This is a genomic window from Pseudomonas sp. NDM, from assembly GCF_003105095.1.
GTDB lineage: Bacteria > Pseudomonadota > Gammaproteobacteria > Pseudomonadales > Pseudomonadaceae > Aquipseudomonas > Aquipseudomonas moraviensis_A.
This window is the reverse complement of sequence record NZ_QETJ01000071.1, coordinates 1-24,322: the sequence shown is the minus strand read 5'-3', so window position 1 is coordinate 24,322 and position 24,322 is coordinate 1. Positions and strand designations below refer to the sequence as shown.

Sequence of the window (24,322 nt, the reverse complement as noted above, 5' to 3'; positions counted from 1 at the left end):
CACTCGGAATGTAGGAGCTGCCGAAGGCTGCGATCTTTTTATTGGGCGCGAATTACTTCGGCGCTTTCGCTGCTTTGGCGGGCTTCGCCGGTGCCTCGTCAGGTTCTGCAACTTCGGTCTTTTCCACAGGCTCGGCCGGCGCATTGATCAGCTCCGACAGCGCATCGGGCTGGCTCTTGAACGCCCGGGCGAACACATCGCGATTCTTCGCCATGTAGATCCCGGCTTCTTCCACTTGCTGTTCGGTCAGGGACGGAACGGCTTTTTGCAGCACATCGGCCAGATATTCGGCCAGTTCGAGCATTTTGTCATGACGATCAGCTTCGGCTTTATCCATGAACAAGCGCTCCAGATCTCGGCTGCTGCGGTATACCACTTCGACGGCCATTCACCACCTCACATGCCTTCACGTTAAGTTGTCTTGACGACTACTGTATCCATATACAGCGAAAAGGATAAGCGAATCCCTGCGCCATGGGTAGTGGCTTTTCAATGTAGACCGGATTTGGCGTTTGTCAGGGGGACGGTGTCGCTGCTATCGCGAGCAGGTTCGCTCCCACGGAAAGTCCAGCGGTGCGACCAAACGCCACGGCGCGGGATTTGCGGCGGATCGCCATGATGCGTGGCCCTGAACCTGCATGAAAACCGTGGCTACAAGGCGCACGCGCAAAACCGTCACGTGCGATACGCATCATCCGCCCGATACGGGCTAAGGAAACTCATCGTGAAAATCAACTGGGCCGAGAAACTGCGGCGCAACGTGCATCAACTGGCCGAGTCCCTGGGCAACCTGTTCGTCGAAACCTTTCACTACCTGGCGTTGTTCGCCATCGGTGCGGTGACGGCATGGGCGGCGGTGATGGAGTTTCTCGGCATGCTCGAAGTCGGGCATATCAAGATTGATGACATTCTGTTGCTGTTCATCTATCTGGAACTGGGCGCGATGGTCGGGATTTATTTCAAGACCAACCACATGCCGGTGCGCTTTCTGATCTACGTAGCGATCACCGCGCTGACGCGCCTGCTGATCTCCAACGTCTCGCACCACAACCCGCCGGACATGGGCATCATCTATCTGTGCGGCGGCATTCTGCTGCTGGCGTTCGCGATCCTGGTGGTGCGTTACGCCTCGTCGCAGTTCCCCTCGGTGAAGATCGAGAACCCGCAGCGCAAGATCGGCACGGGCTCCAGCGAACATCCTGAAGTGGAGAAGGGCGAGCTTTAAAGGCCCGCCGCCTGGCCGGGCTGGCCTTTGACCCGTGGCGGTGGCGGGGTCAGCCCGGCGCCGTTGGTCATGGCCTCGAGAATCGACATGGCGCTGTGGCCTTGTTCGATGGCGATGCCGAATTGAATGCTTTGCACCAGCCGCTTCAGCCGCTCCGGATCGTTGCGCTGTTCGGCGCTGATCATGCGTTTGGCCACGATGCGGCCGGCGTTGGACAGGGTCAGCATGATGCTGCCGTCCAGGCCCTGAATGCTCAGATTGATCTGATAGTCCGGCGCGAAAGCATCGGTAATGATTTGAAATGGGTTGTCCATGATGCGTCACCGCCTGATTGAACGTGCAGTTGTTGACCGGCCATGATCCGATTTGGTTCGCAACACCAGACCACTGGCATCTCGTTCGCTGAGGTTCGCAATGTCCGTTTGCCTCAAGAGTGATGTAGCAAGGCGCATGCCGGAAAAATTGTCGAACAATGAACCCGGTGAAAAAAAACGGCGAGCCTCGGGGCTCGCCGTTTTTTTTGGCGCGTTTTCAGGGCAGGAATGAGTCAACGACCGCTGACGGTGCAGTCAGATCAATCAGCATTCCACCCAGTTCACGGCCAGCCCGCCCCGCGAGGTTTCCTTGTACTTGTCGTGCATGTCGGCGCCGGTGTCGCGCATGGTGCGGATCACCCGGTCGAGGGAGATGAAGTGATTGCCATCGCCGCGCAGGGCCATTTGCGTGGCATTGATCGCCTTCACCGCCGCGATGGCATTGCGCTCGATGCACGGCACTTGCACCAGGCCGCCGACCGGATCGCAGGTCAGACCCAGGTTATGTTCGAGGCCGATTTCGGCAGCGTTTTCCAATTGCTCTGGCGTTGCCCCGAGTACGTCGGCCAGGCCGGCGGCGGCCATCGCACAAGCCGAGCCGACTTCACCCTGACACCCGACCTCGGCGCCAGAGATCGACGCATTTTTCTTGCACAAAATGCCGACGGCGGCTGCGCCGAGAAAGAACGCAACGACGTCATCGTCAGACGCATCCGGATTGAATTTCATGTAGTAGTGCAGAACGGCCGGAATGATCCCGGCGGCGCCGTTGGTCGGCGCGGTGACCATGCGCCCGCCCGCGGCGTTTTCTTCGTTGACGGCGAGGGCGAACAGGTTGACCCATTCCATTGCCGACAAAGTCGAACTGATCACATTCGGTTTGCCGATTTCCAAAAGGCTGCGGTGCAGTTTCGCTGCGCGGCGCGGTACTTTCAGACCGCCGGGCAGGATGCCTTCGTGGCGCAGGCCTTGTTCGACGCACTCACGCATCACCGACCAGATATGCAGCAGGCCCTGGCGGATCTCGGCATCGCTGCGCCAGGCGCGCTCGTTGGCCATCATCAATTCGGACACGCGCAGATTGTGTTGCTTGCACAGGGCGAGCAATTCGGCGGCGCTGGAAAAGTCGTACGGCAACACCACGTCACTGGTCGGCGCCACGCCTGACTCGGCTTCAGCGGCTTCGACGATGAAACCGCCGCCCACCGAGTAATAGGTTTGCGTGAACAATTCGGTGCTTTCGCCAAAGGCGGTCAGCGACATGGCGTTGGGGTGGTAGGGCAGGCTCTCGTCGAGCAGCAGCAGATCACTCTGCCAGTCGAAAGCAATCGAACGCTGACCGGCGAGGGACAGTTGCCCGGTTTCGCGCAGTTGCTGGATGCGTGGATCGATGGTCGACGGATCTATGCTGTCCGGCCACTCGCCCATCAGGCCCATGACGGTCGCGCGGTCGGTGGCATGGCCAACGCCGGTGGCCGACAGCGAGCCATACAAACGGATTTCCACCCGTCGCACGTCATTGAGCAGATGCTGGTCGATCAGGGTCTGGGCAAACGTCGCCGCTGCGCGCATCGGGCCGACGGTATGGGAACTGGACGGGCCGATGCCTACTTTGAATAGATCGAAAACACTGATAGCCATGCTAAACCCTCACAAGCAATGGAGTAGGAATCGCTGCCATTTTTTGTCGGACAAGCGCAATGTCGGCGATACTGCCTGCCTCGGTTCGAGGTGACCAACGAAACCTCCTAAGACAGCCTTTAGCAGGACTAAACAATGAGTCGTCAATTGCATGCCCAGACCTATGTCTGGCTGCAGGTATTTGCCTGTGCGGCCCGGCACCTGTCGTTCACCCGCTGCGCCGAAGAGCTGCACATCACCCCGGGGGCGGTCAGCCAGCAGATTCGCCAATTGGAAGAGCGCCTGGGCTTTCGCCTGTTTCATCGGCGAGCGCGCGGCGTTGAGTTGAGCGCGCAGGGGCAGCGGCTGGCGATTACTGTCAACGAAGCCTATGGCAGCATCGATGCGGAGTTGCGCCGACTGGATGCCGGGATGATCAGCGGGACGTTACGGCTGCGTTCGATTCCGTCGTTTCTCGGCAAGTGGCTGACGCCGCGTCTGCCGCGCTTGCAGCAACGCTTTCCGGACATCCAGTTGCGCCTGGTGGCGGAGGACAGCAGCGTGCCGTTGCACGAAGGCGATTTCGATCTGGCCATCGATCTCAACGATGGCAGTTACCCCGGATTGTTATCCACAGCCTTGCTCGACGAGCAGATATTTCCGGTATGCGCGCCGAGCCTGCTGCGTGGGCGACCGCCGTTGCACGGGCCGGCGGATCTGGGGCATTTCCCGCTGCTGCACGACATCACCGCCTGGCGTGGCAGTTACGAATACGCGGAATGGGAGTTCTATTTGAATGCGATCGGCTTCGAAGGCGCCGATGTGCGCCGCGGGCATACGTTCAATCGCAATCACCTGACCATCGAAGCGGCGATTGCCGGCATGGGCGTGGCAATTGCCCGGCGCACGCTGCTCAACGACGAGCTGGAACGCGGCACTCTGATCGTGCCGTTCGGCTTGTCGGTGCCTAACCATAAACGCTACGTGCTGCTGTATGCGCCGGGGGCGTTGAGCCATCCGGGCGTACGTGCCGTGCACGATTGGCTGGTGGAGGAGGCGGGGATTTTTCGCAGTCTGCACCCGCTGAATGAGCAGCAGATGTGAGTAGATTTTTCAGCGGAGCGGGTCGACCCAACTCCCGACCTTAGCAGCGCTTTGCTCGGTTGTCCGGCTTTTTTTGCGAATGAATATTTTTCTTTTTTCAGGGGTTGAAATGTTCGGCGCTCGGGCCGATTGTTGTAACCAGGAGGTCAGGAAATTCAACTCAAGGCCTCCAGCGAGCTAGCTGAAATAAGGGATGAACTATGCAAATCCAAGTCAACAGCGATAACCATATTCAAAGCAGTAAGCGACTGGAGGAGTGGGTACGTACAACTATTGAGAGCACGCTCGACCGTTATGAAGAAGACCTGACCCGTGTCGAAGTCCACCTCAGCGACGAGAACGGCGAGAAGCCAGGTCCCCATGACTTGCGCTGCCAACTGGAAGCGCGGCCAAAAGGCCACCAACCGATTTCCGTGACCCACAAAGCCGATTCGCTGGAACAGGCGATCGACGGTGCTGCCGAAAAACTCGAGCACAAACTGGATCATCTGTTCGGCAAACTGCGAGGTAAACCACGCGCCGCGGTAGTGCCATTTACCGGCAAGGCCAACGACAAGCTGCTGGCGGAAGAATTCGACGAGAACGAACAGGCAGCCATCAACAGTTGATGCGCTGACTTCACAAGTCACACAAGGAGAACGGGCCTGCTGATGCAGGCCCGTTTTTTGTTTGTAGCAGAAAAGCCCCTCACCCCAGCCCTCTCCCAGAGGGAGAGGGGGCCGACCGGGGTGTCTTGCGTGATATATCGACCTGCAAAACCGAGTCGATTATGGGTTCGGTGAAGTACTTTCAGGTCAATGAATTTCTGAAGCATCCCGCAATCAGTTCCCCCTCTCTCGGGGAGAGGGCCGACCGAGGTGTCTGAAGAGGTACATCGACCTGAAAGACCGAGTCGATTATAGATTCGGCAAAGTGGTTTCAGGTCGAGTCGATTATGGATTCGGTAAAGCAGAATCAGGTCGGCGTACCTCGCAAGCATCCCACGGTCAGTCCCCTCTCCCTCAGGGAGAGGGTTAGGGTGAGGGGCTTTTCAACCCTCAGAACGCCACAGAAGTCTGCACATAAACCGTCCGCGGCTCCCCGACGTACTTGCCCTTGTTGTTGTCATCGAACGAGCGCGTGAAGTACTGCGTGTTGAACATGTTCTTTACCCCCACGGCCACATTCAAATCCGACAGTTGCGGTCCGAAGTCATACCCGGCGCGGCTGCTGAACAGCATGTACCCCGGTATCTTGCCGGTGCTGCCATCGGCACTTTCCTTCGAGGTGTTGGCGTTGTCGGCGAACTGATCGCTCTGGAAGCTGCTGTCCAGATTCAGCTTCCATGGCCCTTCGGTATAACCGACGCCAATCGTGCCTTTGTGCCTGGAGGAAAACGGCACGCGGTTGCCTTTGTTCGGCCCGTCCTCGCGGATGGTTGCGTCGACGTAGGCATACGTGGCGTACACGTCGAAACCGGCCAGCGCCGGACTCAAGTCATCGAGGGCGTAATTGACGCTGGTCTCGATGCCTTGATGACGGGTTTCACCGCGGGCGATCACCGAATCGTTGGTCTGGTTGCTTTCGTACTGGTTATCGAAGTTGATCAGGAATGCACCGATTTCCGCGCGCAGGGCACCATTGTCATAACGCGTGCCGAGTTCCCACGTGCGGGCCTTTTCCGGTTTCACCTCGCCGCTGCTCACGCGGTTGGGCATCTGGCTGTACTGCACACTGCCGAACGAGCCTTCGGTGTTGGCGTACAGATTCCAGCTGTCGGTCAGGTGATAGAGCACGTTCAGCGCCGGCAGCGCGGTGTTGTAGTCGCCCTTGTATTTGACGTTGGTCAGGTTGTTGGTCTGCTGCGACTCGATCATCTCGTAGCGCACGCCCGGGGTGATGGTCCATTTGCCGATGTCGATGCGGTCGTCGACGAAGAACGCATTGGCCTCGGTGCCGCCACGGGTATCGCGGTCGTTGCGGCTGCTGGTGGTCGGGTATTCGTTGGCGCTGATCGGCGTGCGGTAGCGCAGTTCGTGGCCCGCCTCGTTGATGTAGCGGTAGCCGACGCCGACTTCATGGCTGCTCGGACCCAGGTCGAAGCCTTGGGCGAAGCGGGTTTCCAGGCCACGCACCCAATACTCCCGTGGCGACAGCGAAAGGAACGTGCCCTGATCCAGATAACCGCTGCGCAAAGTCTTGGTGAAGAAGGTGCTGGCGGTGAACTCGCGGCGATCTTCCTGATAGCGATAGCCGAAGTTGAACATCGTCCGGCGCCCCCAGAACTGGTCTTTCGGGCGCGTCGACTGATAGGGATCGGCATCGTAATCGGCGACGTTCAGACCGCCGGGCATGTCGGCCTTGCCTTCGTAATACTGGGCCATGGCGTTGAAACTGTTGGCTTCGTCGAGCTGGTATTTGCCCTTGAGAATCAGGTCGTCGATCTCGCTATCGCTGTGCTCACGCCAGTCACCACCACGGGTGCCGGAGTACAGCAAGGCGCCGCCCAGGCCGTTGGCGTTGGTGCCGCCGGCCAGCAGATTGGCGCTGGTCTTGAAACCGTCGTGGCTCGACGACGGGCTGGTTTCAGTCTGGAAACCACCCTTGACCGTCGGCTCGTCGGGGATTGCCCGGGTCACGAAGTTGACCACGCCGCCGACGTTCTGCGGGCCGTAACGCACGGCGCCACCGCCGCGCACCACGTCCACGGCATCCATGTTGCCCATGCTGATCGGCGCGAACGACAACTGCGGCTGACCGTACGGCGCGAAGGGCACCGGAATGCCGTCCATCAAGACTGTCGAGCGCGCGGCCAGACGTGGATTCAAACCGCGAATGCCGAAATTCAGCGCCATGTCATGGCTGCCGGTGCCGTTGTTCTCCGGCGCATTGACGCCGGGGATGCGGTTGAGCACGTCACGGGCCTGCGTCGCGCCCTGGCGCTCAAATTCGTCGCGGCGAATCACATCACGCGCGCCCGGGTGTTCGAACACGTTGACCTGCGCCGCATCGCCGAGCCAGTCGCCGACCACGGTCGAAGTGCCCAACTCAAGCGCGGAATCTCCCAGCGGTTGCAGGCTGAAGGCATTTTCGCCCTCGGCGCGGGCTTGCAGACCGGTGCCTTCGAGCAATGCATCGAGACCTTGCTGCGTCGTGTAATTGCCTTCCAGACCACGGCTTTGCACACCGCTGGTGACTTGCGAGCCGAAGGAGATCAGCACGCCGGCTTCACGGCCAAACTGGTTGAGCGCGGTTTCCAGCGACGCCGGGGCAATGTGATAGACCTTGGTCTCGGCGCCCAGCGCGGCGGGCAGGGCGGTGAAACTCAGGCTGGCGCCAAGCAGAAGATTGCGCAGGCTGCGGGCCAGTGGCGTGAGGCGGGTGGGCTGCATGTGGATGATCCTGAGAAGGTGGAATCAAGGGGGCTTTCCTTCTCTGTCACGCCAGATCTGAAAAACGGCTCATTTTTTTGAAAATAAAAAGATCCCAGCCTTCTGTAGGAGCCGCCGAAGGCTGCGATCTCTTGATCCTGCTTTTCAAACCCGCGCTTCAACGCTCACCCAATAACGGGTAAAGCGCCTCACTTTCACTGGCAGACTGATTTCCAGCAGGTCGAGAATCCGCTCACTGTCATCCAGCGGGTACGTCCCGGAAATCAGCAGATCGGCGACCTGGCTGGCGCAACTCAACTGGCCGCGACGGTAGCGGCCAAGCTCTTCGAGAAAGTCGCCGAGGCGCATATGGGCGGCGACCAGCATGCCATCGGTCCAGGCGCCGCTGTTGGCGTCCAGCGGCTTGGCCTCGCTGAAGGCGCTGCCACTAAAACTCAGCTGACGCGCGACCGGCAGCAGCAGAGGCGCGCGCGGGTTGGCGGTGAGTTCGACTCGCCCTTCAAACAGCGCGATCTGCGTGCGATCGGCAAACTGCCGCACGTTCAGGCGCGCCCCTTGGCTTTTCAACACGCCGTGCGCCGTGTGTATGTCGAACGGGCTCGCAGCGCTCAGGAGCATTTCGCCTTCAAGCAGACGAATCTGGTGCTGCGCGTTATCGACATCGGCGGAACTGGCGGTATTGAGCTGCAAGGAATCGGCGCCGCCCAGGGCAATCTTGCGCCGCTGCCCGACCGGTGTGCGGTAATCGGCGAGCAGCGACGGCAGCGGCGTGTGCTCGCGCAGGCCCCAGGTCGCCGCTGAGCCGGCACCGAAAATCAGCAGCATTTTCAGCGCCTGACGACGGCTGGCGGACTTCGGCCCGTTCAACGCCGCGTGGGCCAAGGGTGACGACACGCCGCGCAAACGCTGGTTGACCCGTTGCATGTGCTCCCACGCCCGGCGGTGCTCGCTGTGCGCATCCAGCCATTGTTGCCAGGCCTGTTGCTGGCGCGGGGTGAGCGTGCCCTGCTGCATTTCCAGCAGCCAGTACACCGCCTGTTCGGCGACCTGCGCGGAAAATTCCGGCACTCGATTCATAAAGCGAAATAGCAGCGCATCGCCGCTTTGTTCAGATGGCGTTTGACCGTGGCTATCGAGATACCCAGTTCAGCGGCGATCTGCGGATAAGTCAGGCCATCGACCTGCGCGAGCAGGAAGGCGCGTTTGATCGGCTGCGGCAAACCGTCGAGCAGCTCATCGAGTTCGAGCAACGTCTGCAGGATGATCGCTTTGTGTTCTTCCGACGGCGCGACCATCTCGGGCATTTGCGCCAGCGTCTCGAGGTAGGCGCGTTCCAGATCCTGCCGCCGGTAATGGTTGAACAGCACACGCTTGGCCAAGGTGGTGAGAAACGCGCGCGGTTCGATGATCACCGGCGGCTCGCGGGCGGTGAGCACTTTGACGAACGTGTCCTGAGCCAGATCCGCCGCGCTGTCCGGGCAGCCGAGCTTGCGCCGCAGCCAGCCGGTGAGCCAACTGTGATGGGCGTGATAGAGCGATTCGACAGGATGGGCGGGCGGCAACGAAATGACTCCGGACGCAATGCTTGCGTAGAGAACGTGCGTTAGAGAACAAGAACGGTTCGCATTGTAGGGGCTGGGGACCGTGTCCGGCAATCAGATGCTTTTGCGTATGAGAATATTTATCATTAATATTGCTCGCCTGTAGATTCGGCTTGTCGGCCGAACGTTTTTCGTTTCAGGGTCGAAACATGAAAGGCAAACTCGCCACGCTTCCCATGTCCTATCGTCTGGCCGTCACTTCGCGAGTGCTGGCGGCGGTTTTCGGCGGCTATCTGGTCGCGGCGCTGGCCAGTGTCACCCTGACGCTGTGGCTGCCGTTGAACCGCGCTGAAGCCGTGGTCACCGGCATGACCGTGTCCTTTCTCGTCTGGCTGGTCGCAGTGCTCTGGTGCTTTGCCTGCCGCAGCGCATGGTCGGCATGGGTCGGCTTGCTGGTGCCGAGCGTGATTCTCGCCACCATTTCCGGTGTCGCGCGCGGTCTGGGGCTGGCATGAAAGAGGGTTTTCGCCAGGCGATGGCCTGGCTGCACACCTGGGCCGGACTGGTGTTCGGCTGGTTGCTGTTCGCGATCTTTTTCACCGGAACGCTGGCTTACTTCAAAGACGAAATCAGTCACTGGATGCAGCCGGAAATGGCTGCGCATCCACTCGATGCCGAAGCGAGCCTGACCCTGGCGCAAAACTATCTGCAGCAACATGCCGCCGGTGCTTCGCGCTGGCTGATCGATTTGCCCGATGCCCGCGATCCCGGCCTTACCGTGCGCTGGCAGCAGGCCCCGGGCAAGCCCGGGGAGCGCGGTCGCTTCGAATCCAGCACCCTCGACGCCCAGAGCGGGGCCGAAGTACAGGGCCGCGAAAGCATGGGCGGCGAGTTCTTCTACCGCTTCCACTTCCAGTTGCAGATGCCTTATCCGTGGGGCCGCTGGCTGGCGACCATCGCTGCGATGGTGATGTTCGTCGCGTTGATCAGCGGCATCATCACCCACAAGAAAATCTTCAAGGACTTCTTCACCTTTCGCCCGCGCAAGGGCCAGCGTTCCTGGCTCGACGGGCATAACGCGGTGGGTGTGCTGGTGCTGCCGTTTCACTTGATGATCACCTACAGCAGCCTGGTGATTTTCATGTCGATGGTCATGCCGGCGAGCATCGTTGCCTCTTACGGCAGTGACGTGCGCAAGTTTTACGACGAAGTCTTTCCCGCCTCGAAGACGCCCGAACGTGCTGATATCGCCGCGCCGCTGACCGCCATGGCTCCGCTACTTGCCAAGGCCAGCGAGCAGTGGTCGGGCGGCCACACCGCGCGCCTGTCGGTGAGCAATCCGGGCGATGCCAGCGCCACGGTGGTGCTGTCCCGCGCAGGCGATCGGGTGGTGCATGATTTTGGCCGGGCGGTGACGTTCAACGGCGTCACTGGGCAGCTTCTGAGCAGTACCCCCGATCAACCCATGGCGATGTCGGTGGGTGGTGCATTCTACGGTCTGCACATGGGCCATTTCGCCGGGCCGCTGTTGCGCTGGCTGTATTTCATCTGCGGACTGGCCGGCACGGCGATGATCGGCACCGGGCTGGTGATCTGGCTGGGCAAGCGTCAGCTCAAGCACGCAAAAAGCGCAGCGCTGCCGTTCGAATTGCGTTTGGTCGAAGTGCTGAATATTGCCAGCATGGCCGGGCTGGTGTCGGCGGTGGCGGTATTCTTTTTGGCCAATCGGTTGTTGCCGGTGAGTCTGACGGGACGGGCCGACTGGGAAGTGAATGCGTTCTTCATTGCCTGGGGCCTGAGCCTGTTGCATGCGGTATTGCGTCCGGGACGCAAGGCCTGGATCGAACAGCTGACGCTCGGCGCCGCGCTGTTTATCGCGGTGCCGCTGATCAATGCGCTGACTACGCCGTGGAATCTTGGCGCGACCCTGATACAGCCCGACTGGGCACTGGCCGGGTTCGATCTGACCTGCCTTGCGACCGGACTTTTTCTGGGTTGGGCTGCGCGCAAGATGCAGCGTGCAGGCAACCGCGTCAGCGTTCCCAAAGTAAAGTCATCGCCTCGGTCGATTACCCTTGAACAGAGTGCCAACTGATGCTGCTGGCCCTGTTACTCACCTACGCCGGTTTCACCGCATTGTGTCTGTCGATGCCTCGCCATCACGCTGAATTGCTCGGCGCCAAACCTTCGACTGGACGGCAGCGAGCGATGTCGTTGGCGGGATGGCTGTTGCTGGCGCTGTCGCTGTGGGCGGCGGTCGCAGCCAATGGCTGGAGCTTTGGTCTGGTCGACTGGTTCGCGGTGCTGATGCTCAGCGCTTTGGCACTGGTGCTGTTGCTGCCGTATCGCCCGCGTCTGGCCTTGGCACTGGCCGGGTTGAGCCTGCTGGCGAGTCCGGTTGCGGCCTGGGCGCAGTGCTGAAGTGCTGATCGGTCTGCCGCCGGAATCGCGTGATGATGAAGCGCGTGGCGCGCGTGCGCATTTTCTCCAGGTGTTTCTGTCCCAGCGTGCGCAAATGGAAGCACTGGTGAACCGGCGCGTCGGTTGTCGGGCGACGGCGGCGGATCTGGTCCAGGATCTGTTTTTGCGCTTCTGGCGGCGGCCGCTGGTCCAGGTCGAAGAACTCAGCACCTATCTGCTGCGCTGCGCCGGCAACATCGCCATCGATCATTTGCGCAGCGAAGGCACGCGCACGCGGTTCAACGATGACTGGCTGCCGGACGAACCCGATAGCCACGGCAGCGAACCCCAGGCCGCCCTCGAAGCCGGCAATGATCTGCGTCATGTCGAAGCAGCGTTGCGCGCCTTGCCCGAACGCACGCGGCAGATTTTTCTGCTCAATCGCATTCACGGGCGCAAGTACGCGGAAATCGCCAAGGCCATGGGGCTGTCCCAAAGTGCCGTGGAAAAACATATGATGCGCGCCCTCGAGGCCTGCAAGGCCAGCCTGCGCGACCCCGCGCCACGCCTGCCAGGGAAAGCACCGTGAAGCCATCCACTCCGATCACACCGACACCGGCCCAGGAGCAGGCCGCGCTGGCCTGGCTGAGCCTGTTGCACGACCGCCCGAGCACTGGTGATCAACTGACCTTCAGCCAATGGCTGCGCGCCGATCCCGCCCACGCCGAGGCGTATGCGCAGGCGCAGGTGATCTGGGAACTCAGCGAAAGCCCGGCGCGTACCCTGGCTGATGAAGATGCGGGCGCGCTGCAAGGTTATCTGCAGGCGATGGATGCGCCACGGCGTTCGCCATTGTTGCGTTGGTCTGGGGCGCTGGCGGTGGCCGCGTGTCTGCTGCTGATGGTCAGCCTCGGCACCGGCTGGCAAGCGCAGCGCTGGCTCGACGATCTGCGCGCCGATCATGTCTCGGCGCCCGGTGAAATCCGCACGGTGACCTTGGCCGACCAGTCGCAAGTGACGCTGGATGCTGATAGTGCGATTGCCGTGGATTTCAGCCACGGTCAGCGCCGCGTGCAGTTGATCCGTGGCGCCGGTTTCTTCAGCGTCAGCCACACCGGCGAGCCGTTTGTGGTGGCGGCGGAGCAGGGCGAGGCGCGGGTACTCGGCACGCAGTTCGAAGTGCGCCGGCAACTCCATGGTGCGCAAGTGACGGTATTGTCCGGACGTGTCGCGGTGACGGCGGATGAGCATGGCGAACAGCAGATTCTCACTGCCGGCCAGCAAGTCGCCTACGCCGACGGCACGGCGGAAAAACTGCATACCGTGGACAGTGACGCACAACTGGCCTGGCGCCAGGGTTGGCTGACTTACTACAAGACCACGTTGGCTGATGTCGTCGAGGATCTGCGCCGCTATTACCCGGGGCGAATTGTGCTGCTCAACGATGAGCTGGCAGCGCGCAAGGTCAGCGGCAGTTTTCCGAGCAAGGATCCGCAGGCGGTGCTCAATTCGCTGCAGGGAGTGTTGGGGTTTGAGCAGCATCGGGTGTTGGGGCACCTGATCATTTTGCGCTGAGGCAGCAAAAGATCGCAGCCTTCGGCAGCTCCTACATTGGAATGCGTTCCCCTGTAGAAGCTGCCGAAGGCTGCGATCTTTTGATCTTCAAAATTATTTTCGATTTATGGTGAGGTAACTCCGGGGCCCATCCGTGTAGTGACTGAAACTGCGAGCCATTCGCATCCGTTGCGGTTCTACACAGGTCATTGAGCAATGAAGTCCAGGGCAAAATCCGGTTCGGTCAAACAGTGGTTAAGCGTGTCGGCGTTGAGTTTTTCCGCGTTGGCATTGCTGCCTATGAGCATGGCGCTGGCCGCTGAAGCGCTGAGCAATCAGGCGCAACAGCAACTCAATTTCGCCCTCGCCGCCAAACCGCTGCCGCAAGCCCTGAGCGATTTCAGCCGCGTGACCGGGCAAAGCGTGGTCTACACCGACGAAGCGCCGTACGGCCTTAATGCTCCGGCAGTCAACGGGCAGATGAGCGCTGAGCAGGCTCTGCAACGCCTGCTCGGCAACTCCGGCCTGAGCTTTCGCCGCACTGACAGTCACACCCTGGCACTGGAGCCGGCGCCGACCGAAGGCGCGCTCAATCTCGACGCTACAACGATCACCTCAACGCGCGGTGAATCGCTGAGTTATCAGCCGCCGGAAACCAGTTCGGTGATGCGCTCATCGGCGTCGCTGCAAGAAATTCCGCAGACCGTCAATGTCATCCCGGCGCAGGTCATTCGTGATCAGGCGCCGCGCAATCTCGACGACGCGCTGGCCAACGTCAGTGGCATCACTCAGGGCAACACCCTGGGCAGTACGCAGGATTCGGTGATGACCCGCGGTTTCGGCGACAACCGCAATGGCTCGATCATGCGCGATGGCATGCCGCTGGTGCAGGGCCGCGGCATGAACGCCAGCGTGGACCGCGTCGAAGTGCTCAAGGGCCCGGCCTCGTTGCTCTATGGGATTCAGGATCCTGGCGGTGTGGTCAATCTGGTCAGCAAGAAGCCGGAACTGACTCAGTACAACGCTTTGACTCTGCGGGGTTCGACCTATGGTGACGGCAAGAACGGCAGCGGCGGCGCCTTTGACAGCACCGGTGCGCTGGGCGATTCCGGCTTCGCCTATCGCATGATCGTCGATCATGAAGACGAAGATTACTGGCGCAACTTCGGCACTCACCGCGAGACCCTGATCGCGCCGTCGCTGGCCTGGTACGGCGAACGCACCAAGCTGCTGTTTGCCTACGAGCACCGCGAATTTCTCACTCCGTTCGACCGTGGCACCTTGATCGATCCGCGCACCAATCATCCGCTGGATATCTCGCGCAAGGAGCGTCTCGATGAGCCGTTCAACGACATGGAAGGGCGCTCGGATCTGTACCATTTCGAAGCCGACCACGAACTCAACGACGACTGGAAAGCCCACTTCGGCTACAGCTGGAACCGCGAAACCTATGACGCCAGCCAGGTCCGCGTTACCGCCATCAATACCCGCAACGGCACACTGACACGCAGCATGGACGGCACCCGGAATGCGATCAGCACCGACCGTTTCACCACCGCCAGCCTCGAAGGCAAAGTCAATGTACTGGGCATGCAACATGACCTGGTATTCGGCGTCGATGACGAGTACCGCAAGATCTACCGCGAAGACTTGATTCGGCAAAAAAGCCTGAGCACTTTCAGCTACCTCAATCCGGTGTATGGCCGAGAAGTGATGGGCACTACGGTGAGTGCGCCCGACAGCGCACAGACCGATGAGCTGCGCAGCGATTCGGTGTTCCTGCAGGATTCGATTCACCTCAACGAGCAGTGGATTCTGGTCGCGGGAGGACGCTTTCAAGAGTACGACCAGTACGCCGGCAAAGGCGTGCCGTTCAAGGCCAATACCGACAGCAACGGGCAGAAGTGGGTGCCGCGCGCCGGTCTGGTCTATCGCTACACCGACGCTTTGTCGTTCTACGGCAGCTACACCGAATCGTTCAAACCCAACTCGACCATCGCCCCGCTGAGCGGCAGCAGCACGGTACTCGACGGCAGTATCGCGCCGGAGGAAGCCAAGTCCTGGGAGCTGGGGGCGCGACTGGATATGCCGGGCAGCATCACCGGCAATATCGCGTTGTTCGACATCAAGAAGCGCAACGTGCTGGTGGCCAACTCCGAAGGTCCGACGACGATTTACAGTGCGGCAGGCGAAGTGCGTTCACGCGGGCTGGAAGTCGATGTCAGCGGGCAACTCAGCGAGCGCTGGAACCTGATCGGCAGCTATGCCTACACCGATGCCGAAGTCACCGAAGACCCTGAGTACAAAGGCAAGCGCCTGCAGAACGTCGCGAAGAATTCCGGGTCGCTGTCGGCGGTGTACGACTTCGGCAATGTGTTTGGCGGCGATCAATTGCGTGTCGGTGCCGGCGCACGTTATGTCGGCGAGCGGGCCGGCAACGCGGTGAATGATTTCGATCTGCCGAGCTACACCGTGGCTGATGCATTTGCCACTTACGACACCAGAGTCGAAGGGCAGAAAGTCAAGTTTCAGTTGAACGTGAAGAACCTGTTTGATCGCACTTACTACACGTCATCAGCGAGCCGGTTCTTCGTCTCGATGGGGGACTCGCGGCAGGTTTCGCTTTCCAGCACTCTGGAGTTTTAAGTCAAAGTCAAAAGCCCCTCACCCTAGCCCTCTCCCGGAGGGAGAGGGGACTGACCGTGGATATTCCAGAGGTACACCGCCTTGAACGTGATGCTTTGAATCCATAATCGATTCGGTGTTTCAGGTCGACGTATAGCGCCAGACACCTCGGTCGGCCCCCTCTCCCACTGGGAGAGGGCTGGGGTGAGGGGAATGGGCTCACCGCAAAAACGCCTGCCGATACTCGCCCGGCGTCCCACCCAGTACCTGACGAAAGCGATTGGTGAAATGACTGGCACTGGCAAACCCGCACGCCAGCGCAATCTCCCCCAAGGGCAACGTCGTCCCGCGCAACAATTCCCGTGCCCGGCTCAAGCGCCGCGCCAGCACATATTGATGCGGTGGAAGTCCGAAGCTCACGCGAAACATCCGGGCGAAGTGGTATTCCGATAACGCGCATAGTCCGGCCAATTGGCCGAGGCTGATTGCTTCGCTCAACTGATTGTCGATGAACTCCACCAACTGCCGACGTTGGTGCGCCGCCAGCCCGCCTTTCAAACGCAAGCCCTGGCGCGCACCCACCTGGCTGAGCAGCGTGTGGCTGATCAATTCGTGGGCGAGGCTACTGGTCAGCAGACGTTCGGCAGGCTCCTCCCAATTCAGCGTCAGCAGCTGCCGGAAGCGCTGTGCCTGCTGCGGATCTTCGAGAAAGGTCTGTTCGCGCAACTGCATCTCGCGGGGTTCGCGATCGAGCAACGTCACGCAACCGAGGGCGAATTGTTCGGCGCTGAAATACAGGTGCGCCAAGCGGATATCACCGTTGATCACCCAGCCTGACTCGTGATCGGCCGGCAGGATGCACAGCTTGTCCGGCCCGCCCTTGCGGCCCGGCTGGCCGCGCCGGAATGTACCGGTGCCGCCGGCGATGTAGCAGGACAGCGTGTGATGACTCGGTGCTTCGTATTCCTGAGCGTCGTGGTGGTTGGTCCACAAGGCCGCTGACAAGCCGTCACCGAGCTCGGCGCTGTGCACCAGACGTGCGTTCGGCGAGCGATTGAGGGCTTGAAAGACTTGCAGGGTATCGATGGCGGCCATGTTCGGTTCTCTTCAACGCCTTCGCATCCTACTCCGTAGCCGTGGCGCTGCCAGCCTGCTGGCGGACAAAAGCGCAAGATTCTGCAAGCGTGCATGGGCGGGCGAGGCAGACACTCAAGGCCTGTTTGAGGAGCGTCTGCCATGAACCTGTCGTTGTACCTGCTGACCGTGCTGATCTGGGGAACCACTTGGATCGCCTTGAAATGGCAGTTGGGCGTGGTCGAAATTCCGGTGTCGATCGTCTATCGCTTCGGCCTGGCCGCGCTGGTCCTGTTCGCGCTGTTGCTGCTCAGTCGTCGCCTGCAGCCGATGAACCGTCGCGGGCATCTGATCTGCGTGGCTCAGGGTCTGTGTCTGTTCTGCATCAATTTCATGTGTTTCCTGACCGCCAGTCAGTGGATTCCCAGCGGACTGGTGGCGGTGGTGTTTTCCACCGCGACGCTGTGGAACGCACTGAATGCGCGGGTGTTCTTCGGCCAGCGCATTGCGCGCAATGTGTTGATGGGCGGCGCGCTCGGGCTGTTCGGTCTGGGACTGTTGTTCTGGCCGGAGGTGGCCGGGCATCAGGCCACTCCGCAAACCCTGCTCGGCCTCGGGTTGGCGTTGTGCGGAACCTTGTGTTTTTCGGCCGGCAACATGCTCTCGAGTTTGCAACAGAAAGCTGGCCTCAGACCGCTAACCACCAACGCCTGGGGCATGGCCTATGGCGCGGCGATGTTGTCGGTGTGGTGTCTGCTCAAAGGCATCCCGTTCGAGATGGACTGGTCACCACGTTATGTCGGCGCGTTGCTCTATCTGGTGATTCCCGGCTCGGTGATCGGCTTCACCGCGTACCTGACGCTGGTCGGGCGCATGGGCCCGGAGCGTGCGGCTTACTGCACAGTGCTGTTTCCGGTGGTGGCGCTGAACGTGTCGGCGTTTGCCGAAGGTTACCAATGGACCGCGCCGGCGCTGGTCGGGCTGGTGTTGGTGATGCTGGGCAACGTGTTGGTGTTTCGTAAACCGAAAACGCTGTTGTCAGCAGGGCAGGGGAAGTTGGCCTGATAGAACGAGCGCTGCTGTTCAGCGCTCAACTTTCAATGTGATGTAAATCATCACCGGGAAGATGAAGTCGACAATATGTCTTGCCCAGTCTTTGGCATTCCATGATTGCGAAGTGTCCATGTCGAACCATTCGACGCCGACCGTTTGCAGGCACACGTAGTAAATGAAGATGGCAACCAATATGCCCATGATCGAAAACTTCTTGGCTTCATGAAATTCCGCGGCCGATGCATCGACGTAGCGATATAACTGGTAAGTGCCGATCAGGCACAGCACCGTATAAGTGACTTCCATGGTGATGATGAACCAGTAGATCCGGTGATGGATCATGGGTGAGTCAATCGCCCGGTACATGATGTTTTCACTGGCATTGGTGGTGTCCATGCTCAGGATGTGCGCGACGTAAGTGTAGTTGGATTCATAGTCGGTGAAGTTGTGGATCATCACCAGCAGGCCAAAGAAACTTATATAAGCCATCAAGACGACTTTGCTGTAACGAATGAGTTTGTCGGTGGTCAGGGTGTTCACGGGATTGGCTCTCCATGGCAATTAATCAATAAGTTGATAATTTCCGAGAGCTTATAGTGCAGTTAGTTGGGATGGCTTTATTGTTCGGTTGCAAGTTATGTAGGGAGAATGAATCAAGGGCCAGCGCAACACTACGCTGGCCCCTTTTTTCAGCCGCGCCAGACTTGTGGGTTGACCAGATCCTGCGGCCGTTCGCCGAGCAGCGCGCTGCGCAAGTTGGCCAATGCGCGATTGGCCATCGCTTCACGGGTCTCGGTGGTGGCCGAGCCGATGTGCGGCAGGGTGACGGCGTTTTTCAGCTGGAACAGCGGCGATTCGGCCAGCGGTTCTTTCTCGTAGACGTCCAGCCCGGCACCGCGGATGCGGTTGTTTTGCAGGGCTTCGATCAGCGCCGGTTCGTCAACCACCGGGCCGCGAGAGATGTTGACCAGGATTGCACTCGGCTTCATCAGCGCCAGCTCGCGATGGCTGATCAGGTGGCGGGTCTTGTCGCTGAGCGGTACTACCAGGCAGACGAAGTCGGCTTCGGCGAGCAGTTGATCGAGGCTGCGGAACTGCGCGCCGAGTTCCTGTTCCAGTTCGCTCTTGCGGCTGTTGCCGCTGTAGATGATCGGCATGTTGAAGCCGAAGCGGCCACGGCGGGCGACGGCGGCGCCGATGTTGCCCATGCCGACAATGCCGAGGGTCTTGCCGTGCACATCACTGCCGAACAGCGGCGCGCCGACACTGGCTTGCCATTGGCCGGCCTTGGTCCAGGCGTCGAGTTCGGCAACGCGGCGGGCGCTGCTCATGATCAGCGCAAAGGCGAGGTCGGCGGTGCTTTCGGTGAGCACGTCGGGGGTGTTGGTGAGCATGATCCCGCGTTCGTTGAAGTAGTCGAGGTCGTAGTTGTCGTAGCCGACGGAGACGCTGGAGACCACTTCGAGTTTGGTCGCGGATTCCAGTTGCGCGCGGCCGAGTTTGCGACCGACGCCAATGAGGCCGTGGGCGTGGGGCAGCGCTTCGTTGAATTGGGCGTTGATGTCACCGGTCTTGGGATTGGGGACGATGACGTCGAATTCGTCTTGCAGGCGTTCGATCATGGGCGGGGTGATGCGGCTGAAGGCCAGGACTGTTTTTTTCATTGGGCTTGGGCTCGTCGGGGCTTGATTGCAAGCACGCTAACATTTTCTCGCTCGGGTTGTCTTGGCGGCCTCTGGGCCGACCATGCCTTGGGTGGTTTGGGTGTATATCCGTTTCTGCGGGTGTTGCTGATTACGGTTCCGCCCTTACGGCGGGTCACCTTTTTCAAACGCCAAAAAGGTAACCCAAAAGGCTTGCTCCTGCGTTCGGCCCTCGCAGGCTCGGGTTCCTTCGCTGCGGGATCGATCCGGGCGCAGCGGCTCCGGTTTGCTTCGCTGCACCTACACTCGCTGTGTTTGGCTGCGCCAAACGGTCGCTTCGCTCCCACCCCGGATCAATCCCTCCACTCAGCCTTCCGAAGTCGCCCGTGGATCAAGATCAAAAGCACTCGAGCTTGCGCTCATTGTTGAGTGGGGCGGCTTCGCCGCGGGCAGCTGCGCTGCTTTGCGAGCCTGCTCGCGATGGCGGCCTGACAGCCGACCTGTTTCTCGCTGATGTACTCGATTCAAACTGTAGGAGCGAGCCTGCTCGCGATGGCGACCTGACAGCCGACCTGTTTCTCGCTGATGTACTCGATTCAAACTGTGGGAGCGAGCCTGCTCGCGATGGCGGCCCGCCAGCCGACCTGTTTCTCACTGAACACCCACGATCAAAACTGTAGGAGTGAGCCTGCTCGCGATATCGCCCTGCCAGCCGACCTGTTTCTCACGGAACGCACCCGATCAAAATGTGGGAGCGAGCCTGCTCGCGATCGCGGCCTGACAGCCGACCTGTTTCTCGCTGATGTACTCGATTCAAACTGTGGGAGCGAGCCTGCTCGCGATGACGGCCGGACAGCCGACCTGTTTCTCGCTGATGTACTCGATTCAAACTGTGCGAGCGAGCCTGCTCGCGATGGCGGCCCGCTAGTCAACAAATTACTATCGAGTTCACGCGATCCAGCGGTAGGAGCTGACGAAGGCTGCGATCTTTTGATCTTGCTTTTGCTTTTCTGTGGGGGCTGGCTAGCCAGCGATGGCGACCTGACAGCCGACCTGTTTCTCGCTGATGTACTCGATTCAAACTGTGGGAGCGAGCCTGCTCGCGAAAGCGGTTTATCTGACACCTCGAATGTTGAATGTGCCGAAGCCCTCGCGGTCGGGCTCGCTCCCAGAAGGTCAGCTGCGCGACGGGGGCTGGTGGATTTCGTAATTATCCAGCACCCGATTCACCGCCAGTTCCGCCAGCATGATTACTTGTTGGATAGCCAATATCGTGTGCCGTTGTGGGCTGTCGACGTGGGCGGCGATGTCGCTGCTCATGATGCTGGCCGAGGCGAGGGATTCACAGGCGTGGGCCAGCAGGCTTTCGTTGTCCTGGTCCGGGGCGACCTGGAACATGGTGCTGGGTTTGTGGTTTTGCTGCGTGCTGGCGGACGGTTTGAGGTAGTGATCCAGCGCACGCTCGGCGGCGCCGTGGAGTTTTTTCGAGTCGGGGGATTGGTAGGGGGAGGTGCTTTCGGATTCGGGGGGATTGGGTGTGGGTTTGAACATGGTGAAACTCCATTCGAAAGTGGAGTTCGCGCACTGACTGCGACCAAGCAATCGGGTGGCGAACCGTACGCGGGTTGGTCGACCAGGGAATGGAAACCCGGCAGGGCCGAAGCCCTCCCACGCACAGCTCGCCATTAAGCATGCTTGAAAATGTGCGCCATTCTAAACCCGGACGACCAAGCCCGGTCGCTGATTCGTCAGCAACCGCCAAATCCTAGCCAGCGCACTTCCGACGGACAACCTGCAAAACCTGTCGGAAACTTCCTTGTAAACGCGTCCATGTAGGAGCTGCCGTAGGCTGCGATCCGTTGATTTTTAAACAGCAGAATCAAAAGATCGCAGCCTCGTTGCACTCGTCAGCTCCTACACGAAGTCAGCGGTGTTTAAAGTCAGGTGGCGACGCGCGCGCCAGCCAGGCTCCCGCTCAATTCGTACGCGACCAATTCCGCCTGATGCGCCGCCAATATCTCCGGCAACGATCCACGCAAATATTCCACCCAGGTCTTGATCTTCGCATCCAGGTACTGCCGCGACGGGTAGATCGCGTAGAGGTTGAGTTCCTGGGAGCGGTAGTTCGGCATCACGCGCACGAGGGTGCCGTTGCGCAGGCCTTCGATGGCGGCGTAGACCGGCAGCACGCCGACGCCCATGCCGCTGGTGATCGCGGTTTTCATGGCGTCGGCGGAGTTCACCAGAAACGGTGAGCTGTTGATGGTGACCGTTTCCTGGCCGTCCGGGCCGTCGAAGGCCCATTTCTCCAGCGGAATCACCGGGCTGACCAGGCGCAGGCAGGCGTGGTTGAGCAGGTCGCTGGGTTTCTGTGCGGCGCCGTTGGCTTTCACGTAGGCCGGCGAGGCGCAGACGATGCTGTAGGTGATGCCCAGGCGCTGTGAGACGAAGCCGGAATCGGGCAGTTCGCTGGCGAGCACGATCGAGACATCGTAGCCCTCGTCGAGCAGGTCCGGCACGCGGTTGGCCAGAGTCAGATCGAAGGTCACGTCGGGGTGGGTCTTGCGGTAGCGGGCGATGGCGTCGATGACAAAGTGCTGGCCGATGCCGGTCATGGTGTGCACTTTCAACTGACCAGCCGGGCGCGCGTGGGCGTCGCTGGCTTCCGCTTCGGCTTCTTCAACGTAGGCGAGGATCTGCTCGCAGCGCAGCAGGTAGCGTTTGCCGGCCTCGGTCAGGGCGATGCGCCGGGTCGTACGGTTGAGCAGGCGGGTTTGCAGGTGGGCTTCCAGGTTGGAGACCGCGCGCGAGACGTTGGCGGTGGTGGTGTCCAATTGCACGGCGGCGGCGGTGAAGCTGCCCGCTTCGGCAACACAACTGAAGGCGCGCATGTTTTGCAAAGTGTCCATGGGGTGCTCTCAAGGGAGATGGCAAATTGTGACACGAAGTTTCAGGGGCTGAGACCCCCGACCAAGGGATTATCTCGTTAACCGTAACAAAGATTCACAGAAATCCCAGCTTATCGCCGCAGAGGCACCTCCATAGAATTGCGCCGGTCCCTGGGTAGGAGCTGCCGAAGGCTGCGATCTGTAGATTTTGTTTTAAGGGAAGCAAGATCAAAAGCTCGCAGCCTTCGGCAGCTCCTGCACAAGTCCCTCGATTGATCCTTTTCTCAGGAATTCGCAGCTGTGCCGCGTCGCATCAACAGAGCGCTTTTGCCGCTCAGTGTTCTGGCTTTAACCCTGGCTCTCGGCGGCTGCATCTCTACCCAAGGCATTGCCCCACACGGCGAGGCGCTGGAGGCCGATTCACTGGCCACTGACGCGGCCATTGCCGAGGCCGCCAAAGACGCCCACTGGCCCACCGCCCATTGGTGGCAGGCGTTTGGTGATGCGCAACTCAATCGCTGGATCGACCTCGCCGTGCAAGGCAGCCCGAGCATGGCCATGGCCGCCGCGCGTGTGCGTCAGGCGAAAGCGATGGCCGGTGTTGCCGAAGCGGCCGAGGCGTTGCAGATCAACGGCCAGTCGACCCTCAAGCGGCACAACTGGCCGACCGATCAGTTCTATGGCCCGGGCGACCTGGCCAACACCACGACGTGGGACAACAACGCCGCGCTGGGCTTCAGCTACGCCCTCGACCTCTGGGGCCGCGAGCGCAATGCCAGTGAACGGGCGGTGGATCTGGCGCATGTCAGCGTCGCCGAAGCGCGTTTGGCGCAGCTGGAGCTGCAGAGCAACATCGTCCGGGCCTACATCGAACTGTCGCTGCATTACGCCCAGCGCGACATCGTTGCCGCGACGCTCAAGCAGCAACAGCAGATTCTCGATCTGGCGCAGAAACGCCTCAGCGGCGGTATCGGCACGCACTTCGAAGTCAGCCAGGCCGAAGCGCCGCTGCCCGAAACCCATCGGCAACTCGATGCGCTGGACGAGGAAATCGCCCTGAGCCGCAACCAGATTGCCGCGCTGGCCGGCAAAGGTCCTGGCGCGGGTGCGCTGCTGCAACGGCCGACGCTGTCCTTGGCGGCGCCGTTGAAGTTGCCCTCGGCGTTGCCCGCCGAACTGCTCGGCCAGCGTCCGGACGTGGTCGCCAGTCGCTGGCAAGTGGCGGCGCAGGCACGCGGCATCGATGTTGCCCACGGCGGTTTTTACCCCAACGTCGACCTGGTCGGCAGCCTCGGTTACATGGCCACCGGCGGTGGGGCGCTGGAGTTTTTGACCGGCAAGAAACTCAACTACAACGTTGGCCCGGCCATCTCGTTGCCGATCTTCGACGGCGGCCGACTGCGGGGCGAATTGGGCGAATCGGCGGCCGGTTATGACATCGCCGTGGCGCACTACAACCAGACGTTGATCAACGCGCTGAAGAACATTTCCGATCAGTTGATCCGCCGCGAGTCGATGGACAAGCAACAGGACTTCGCCGCCGAGTCCGTCGCCGCAGCGCAGAAGACTTACGACATCGCGATGATCGCCTATCAACGCGGCCTCACCGATTACCTCAATGTGCTGAATGCGCAAACGCTGCTGTTCAAGCAGCAGCAGGTGCAGCAGCAGGTGCAGGCCGCGCGGTTGAGTGCGCATGCCGAACTGGTGACGGCGCTGGGTGGTGGCCTCGGTGCGGGTGATGACGTGCCAACGGCCGAGCAGACCCAAGCCCCGAAAACCCCGGCGCTCCTGCGGTGAACCCAGTTCGGGATTACGCCAATCCCTGTGGCGAGGGAGCTTGCTCCCGCTCGAGTGCGCAGCGCTCGCAAGATTTTTGCGGCCGCTGCGCAGCCCTGCGGGAGCAAGCG

The 24,322-nt window shown here is 60.7% G+C and carries 21 protein-coding genes and 1 pseudogene; 11 read left to right on the top strand and 11 right to left on the bottom strand.

From position 1 onward, the window contains the following. Positions 1-133: 133 nt before the first annotated feature. Positions 134-388 (bottom strand): annotated as a pseudogene (locus tag DCO47_RS15770) (YebG family protein); the annotation flags it as partial. A 336-nt stretch (positions 389-724) separates the two neighbouring features. Between DCO47_RS15770 and DCO47_RS15765 the strand changes: the two are divergent. Continuing rightward, entirely contained in the window at positions 725-1,225 is a 501-nt protein-coding gene (locus tag DCO47_RS15765; RefSeq protein WP_016771633.1) for a phosphate-starvation-inducible protein PsiE, read from the top strand. Here the strand turns inward: DCO47_RS15765 and DCO47_RS15760 are convergent. Both DCO47_RS15760 and DCO47_RS15755 read right to left on the bottom strand, forming a co-directional pair. Next, a complete protein-coding gene (locus DCO47_RS15760) occupies positions 1,222-1,539 on the bottom strand; it encodes a DUF3509 domain-containing protein (RefSeq protein WP_042607671.1) in 318 nt (105 codons plus the stop codon). The genes DCO47_RS15765 and DCO47_RS15760 overlap by 4 nt on opposite strands. Before the next feature lie 264 nt (positions 1,540-1,803). Continuing rightward, on the bottom strand, positions 1,804-3,180 hold the full coding sequence (locus tag DCO47_RS15755; RefSeq protein ID WP_042607672.1) for an L-serine ammonia-lyase: 1,377 nt from the start codon (positions 3,178-3,180) through the stop codon (positions 1,804-1,806). Positions 3,181-3,315: 135 nt separating this feature from the next. Here DCO47_RS15755 and DCO47_RS15750 point away from each other — a divergent pair, with 135 nt between their 5' ends. Together DCO47_RS15750 and DCO47_RS15745 are read left to right on the top strand one after the other, a co-directional pair. Continuing rightward, positions 3,316-4,263, top strand: a complete 948-nt coding sequence (locus DCO47_RS15750; RefSeq protein WP_065615820.1) for a LysR substrate-binding domain-containing protein — start codon at positions 3,316-3,318, stop codon at positions 4,261-4,263. 200 nt (positions 4,264-4,463) lie between these two features. Then, positions 4,464-4,871: an HPF/RaiA family ribosome-associated protein gene (locus DCO47_RS15745; protein WP_016771629.1), complete on the top strand. Its 408-nt coding sequence runs from the start codon at positions 4,464-4,466 to the stop codon at positions 4,869-4,871. Positions 4,872-5,300: 429 nt separating this feature from the next. Here the strand turns inward: DCO47_RS15745 and fecA are convergent, their stop codons facing one another. The 3 genes from fecA to DCO47_RS15730 form a co-directional block, all read right to left on the bottom strand. Next, a complete protein-coding gene (fecA, locus tag DCO47_RS15740) occupies positions 5,301-7,634 on the bottom strand; it encodes a TonB-dependent Fe(3+) dicitrate receptor FecA (RefSeq protein WP_116658426.1) in 2,334 nt (777 codons plus the stop codon). Between the two features lie 144 nt (positions 7,635-7,778). Further along, positions 7,779-8,711: a DUF4880 domain-containing protein gene (locus DCO47_RS15735; RefSeq protein ID WP_116658425.1), complete on the bottom strand. Its 933-nt coding sequence runs from the start codon at positions 8,709-8,711 to the stop codon at positions 7,779-7,781. Continuing rightward, entirely contained in the window at positions 8,708-9,196 is a 489-nt protein-coding gene (locus DCO47_RS15730) for a sigma-70 family RNA polymerase sigma factor (RefSeq protein ID WP_042607676.1), read from the bottom strand. The genes DCO47_RS15735 and DCO47_RS15730 overlap by 4 nt, the downstream gene beginning before the upstream one ends. 188 nt (positions 9,197-9,384) lie before the next feature. Here DCO47_RS15730 and DCO47_RS15725 point away from each other — a divergent pair, with 188 nt between their 5' ends. The 6 genes from DCO47_RS15725 (at position 9,385) to DCO47_RS15700 (ending at position 15,775) form a co-directional block, all read left to right on the top strand. Further along, positions 9,385-9,690 (top strand): DUF3649 domain-containing protein, encoded by a 306-nt coding sequence (locus tag DCO47_RS15725; protein WP_064364433.1) that lies wholly within the window; start codon positions 9,385-9,387, stop codon positions 9,688-9,690. Then, entirely contained in the window at positions 9,687-11,270 is a 1,584-nt protein-coding gene (locus DCO47_RS15720; protein ID WP_116658424.1) for a PepSY domain-containing protein, read from the top strand. Before DCO47_RS15725 ends, DCO47_RS15720 begins: the two co-directional genes overlap by 4 nt. Further along, a complete protein-coding gene (locus DCO47_RS15715) occupies positions 11,270-11,596 on the top strand; it encodes a DUF3325 domain-containing protein (RefSeq protein ID WP_083354250.1) in 327 nt (108 codons plus the stop codon). The genes DCO47_RS15720 and DCO47_RS15715 overlap by 1 nt, the downstream gene beginning before the upstream one ends. 1 nt (position 11,597) lies before the next feature. Further along, positions 11,598-12,164 carry an RNA polymerase sigma factor gene (locus DCO47_RS15710; RefSeq protein WP_116658423.1) on the top strand — a complete coding sequence of 189 codons (567 nt, stop codon included), beginning with the start codon at positions 11,598-11,600 and terminating at the stop codon, positions 12,162-12,164. After that, positions 12,161-13,150 (top strand): FecR family protein, encoded by a 990-nt coding sequence (locus DCO47_RS15705; protein ID WP_116658422.1) that lies wholly within the window; start codon positions 12,161-12,163, stop codon positions 13,148-13,150. The genes DCO47_RS15710 and DCO47_RS15705 overlap by 4 nt, the downstream gene beginning before the upstream one ends. A 195-nt stretch (positions 13,151-13,345) precedes the next feature. Further along, complete coding sequence (locus DCO47_RS15700; RefSeq protein ID WP_116658421.1) at positions 13,346-15,775, top strand: TonB-dependent receptor; 2,430 nt, start codon at positions 13,346-13,348, stop codon at positions 15,773-15,775. A gap of 198 nt (positions 15,776-15,973) precedes the next feature. On the opposite strand, the gene DCO47_RS15695 is transcribed toward DCO47_RS15700, so the two are convergent. Further along, positions 15,974-16,849 (bottom strand): helix-turn-helix domain-containing protein, encoded by an 876-nt coding sequence (locus tag DCO47_RS15695; protein ID WP_064364427.1) that lies wholly within the window; start codon positions 16,847-16,849, stop codon positions 15,974-15,976. A gap of 141 nt (positions 16,850-16,990) precedes the next feature. Here DCO47_RS15695 and DCO47_RS15690 point away from each other — a divergent pair, with 141 nt between their 5' ends. Beyond that, positions 16,991-17,893 (top strand): DMT family transporter, encoded by a 903-nt coding sequence (locus tag DCO47_RS15690; protein WP_116658420.1) that lies wholly within the window; start codon positions 16,991-16,993, stop codon positions 17,891-17,893. 18 nt (positions 17,894-17,911) lie between these two features. Here the strand turns inward: DCO47_RS15690 and DCO47_RS15685 are convergent, their stop codons facing one another. The 4 genes from DCO47_RS15685 to DCO47_RS15670 form a co-directional block, all read right to left on the bottom strand. Beyond that, positions 17,912-18,421 carry a DUF2165 family protein gene (locus DCO47_RS15685; protein ID WP_042607685.1) on the bottom strand — a complete coding sequence of 170 codons (510 nt, stop codon included), beginning with the start codon at positions 18,419-18,421 and terminating at the stop codon, positions 17,912-17,914. Between the two features lie 149 nt (positions 18,422-18,570). Further along, positions 18,571-19,545, bottom strand: a complete 975-nt coding sequence (locus DCO47_RS15680; protein ID WP_064364424.1) for a D-glycerate dehydrogenase — start codon at positions 19,543-19,545, stop codon at positions 18,571-18,573. Positions 19,546-20,700: 1,155 nt separating this feature from the next. Next, positions 20,701-21,075, bottom strand: coding sequence for a DUF6124 family protein (locus DCO47_RS15675; protein WP_042607687.1), 375 nt, complete (start codon positions 21,073-21,075; stop codon positions 20,701-20,703). Positions 21,076-21,464: 389 nt separating this feature from the next. Beyond that, entirely contained in the window at positions 21,465-22,433 is a 969-nt protein-coding gene (locus tag DCO47_RS15670; protein WP_024011667.1) for a LysR family transcriptional regulator, read from the bottom strand. A gap of 279 nt (positions 22,434-22,712) precedes the next feature. On the opposite strand from DCO47_RS15670, the gene DCO47_RS15665 reads away from it, so the two are divergent. Further along, the gene (locus tag DCO47_RS15665) at positions 22,713-24,212 is read left to right on the top strand and encodes an efflux transporter outer membrane subunit (protein WP_116658419.1); all 1,500 of its coding nucleotides are present in this window, start codon (positions 22,713-22,715) and stop codon (positions 24,210-24,212) included. The last annotated feature ends 110 nt before the right edge of the window (positions 24,213-24,322 follow it).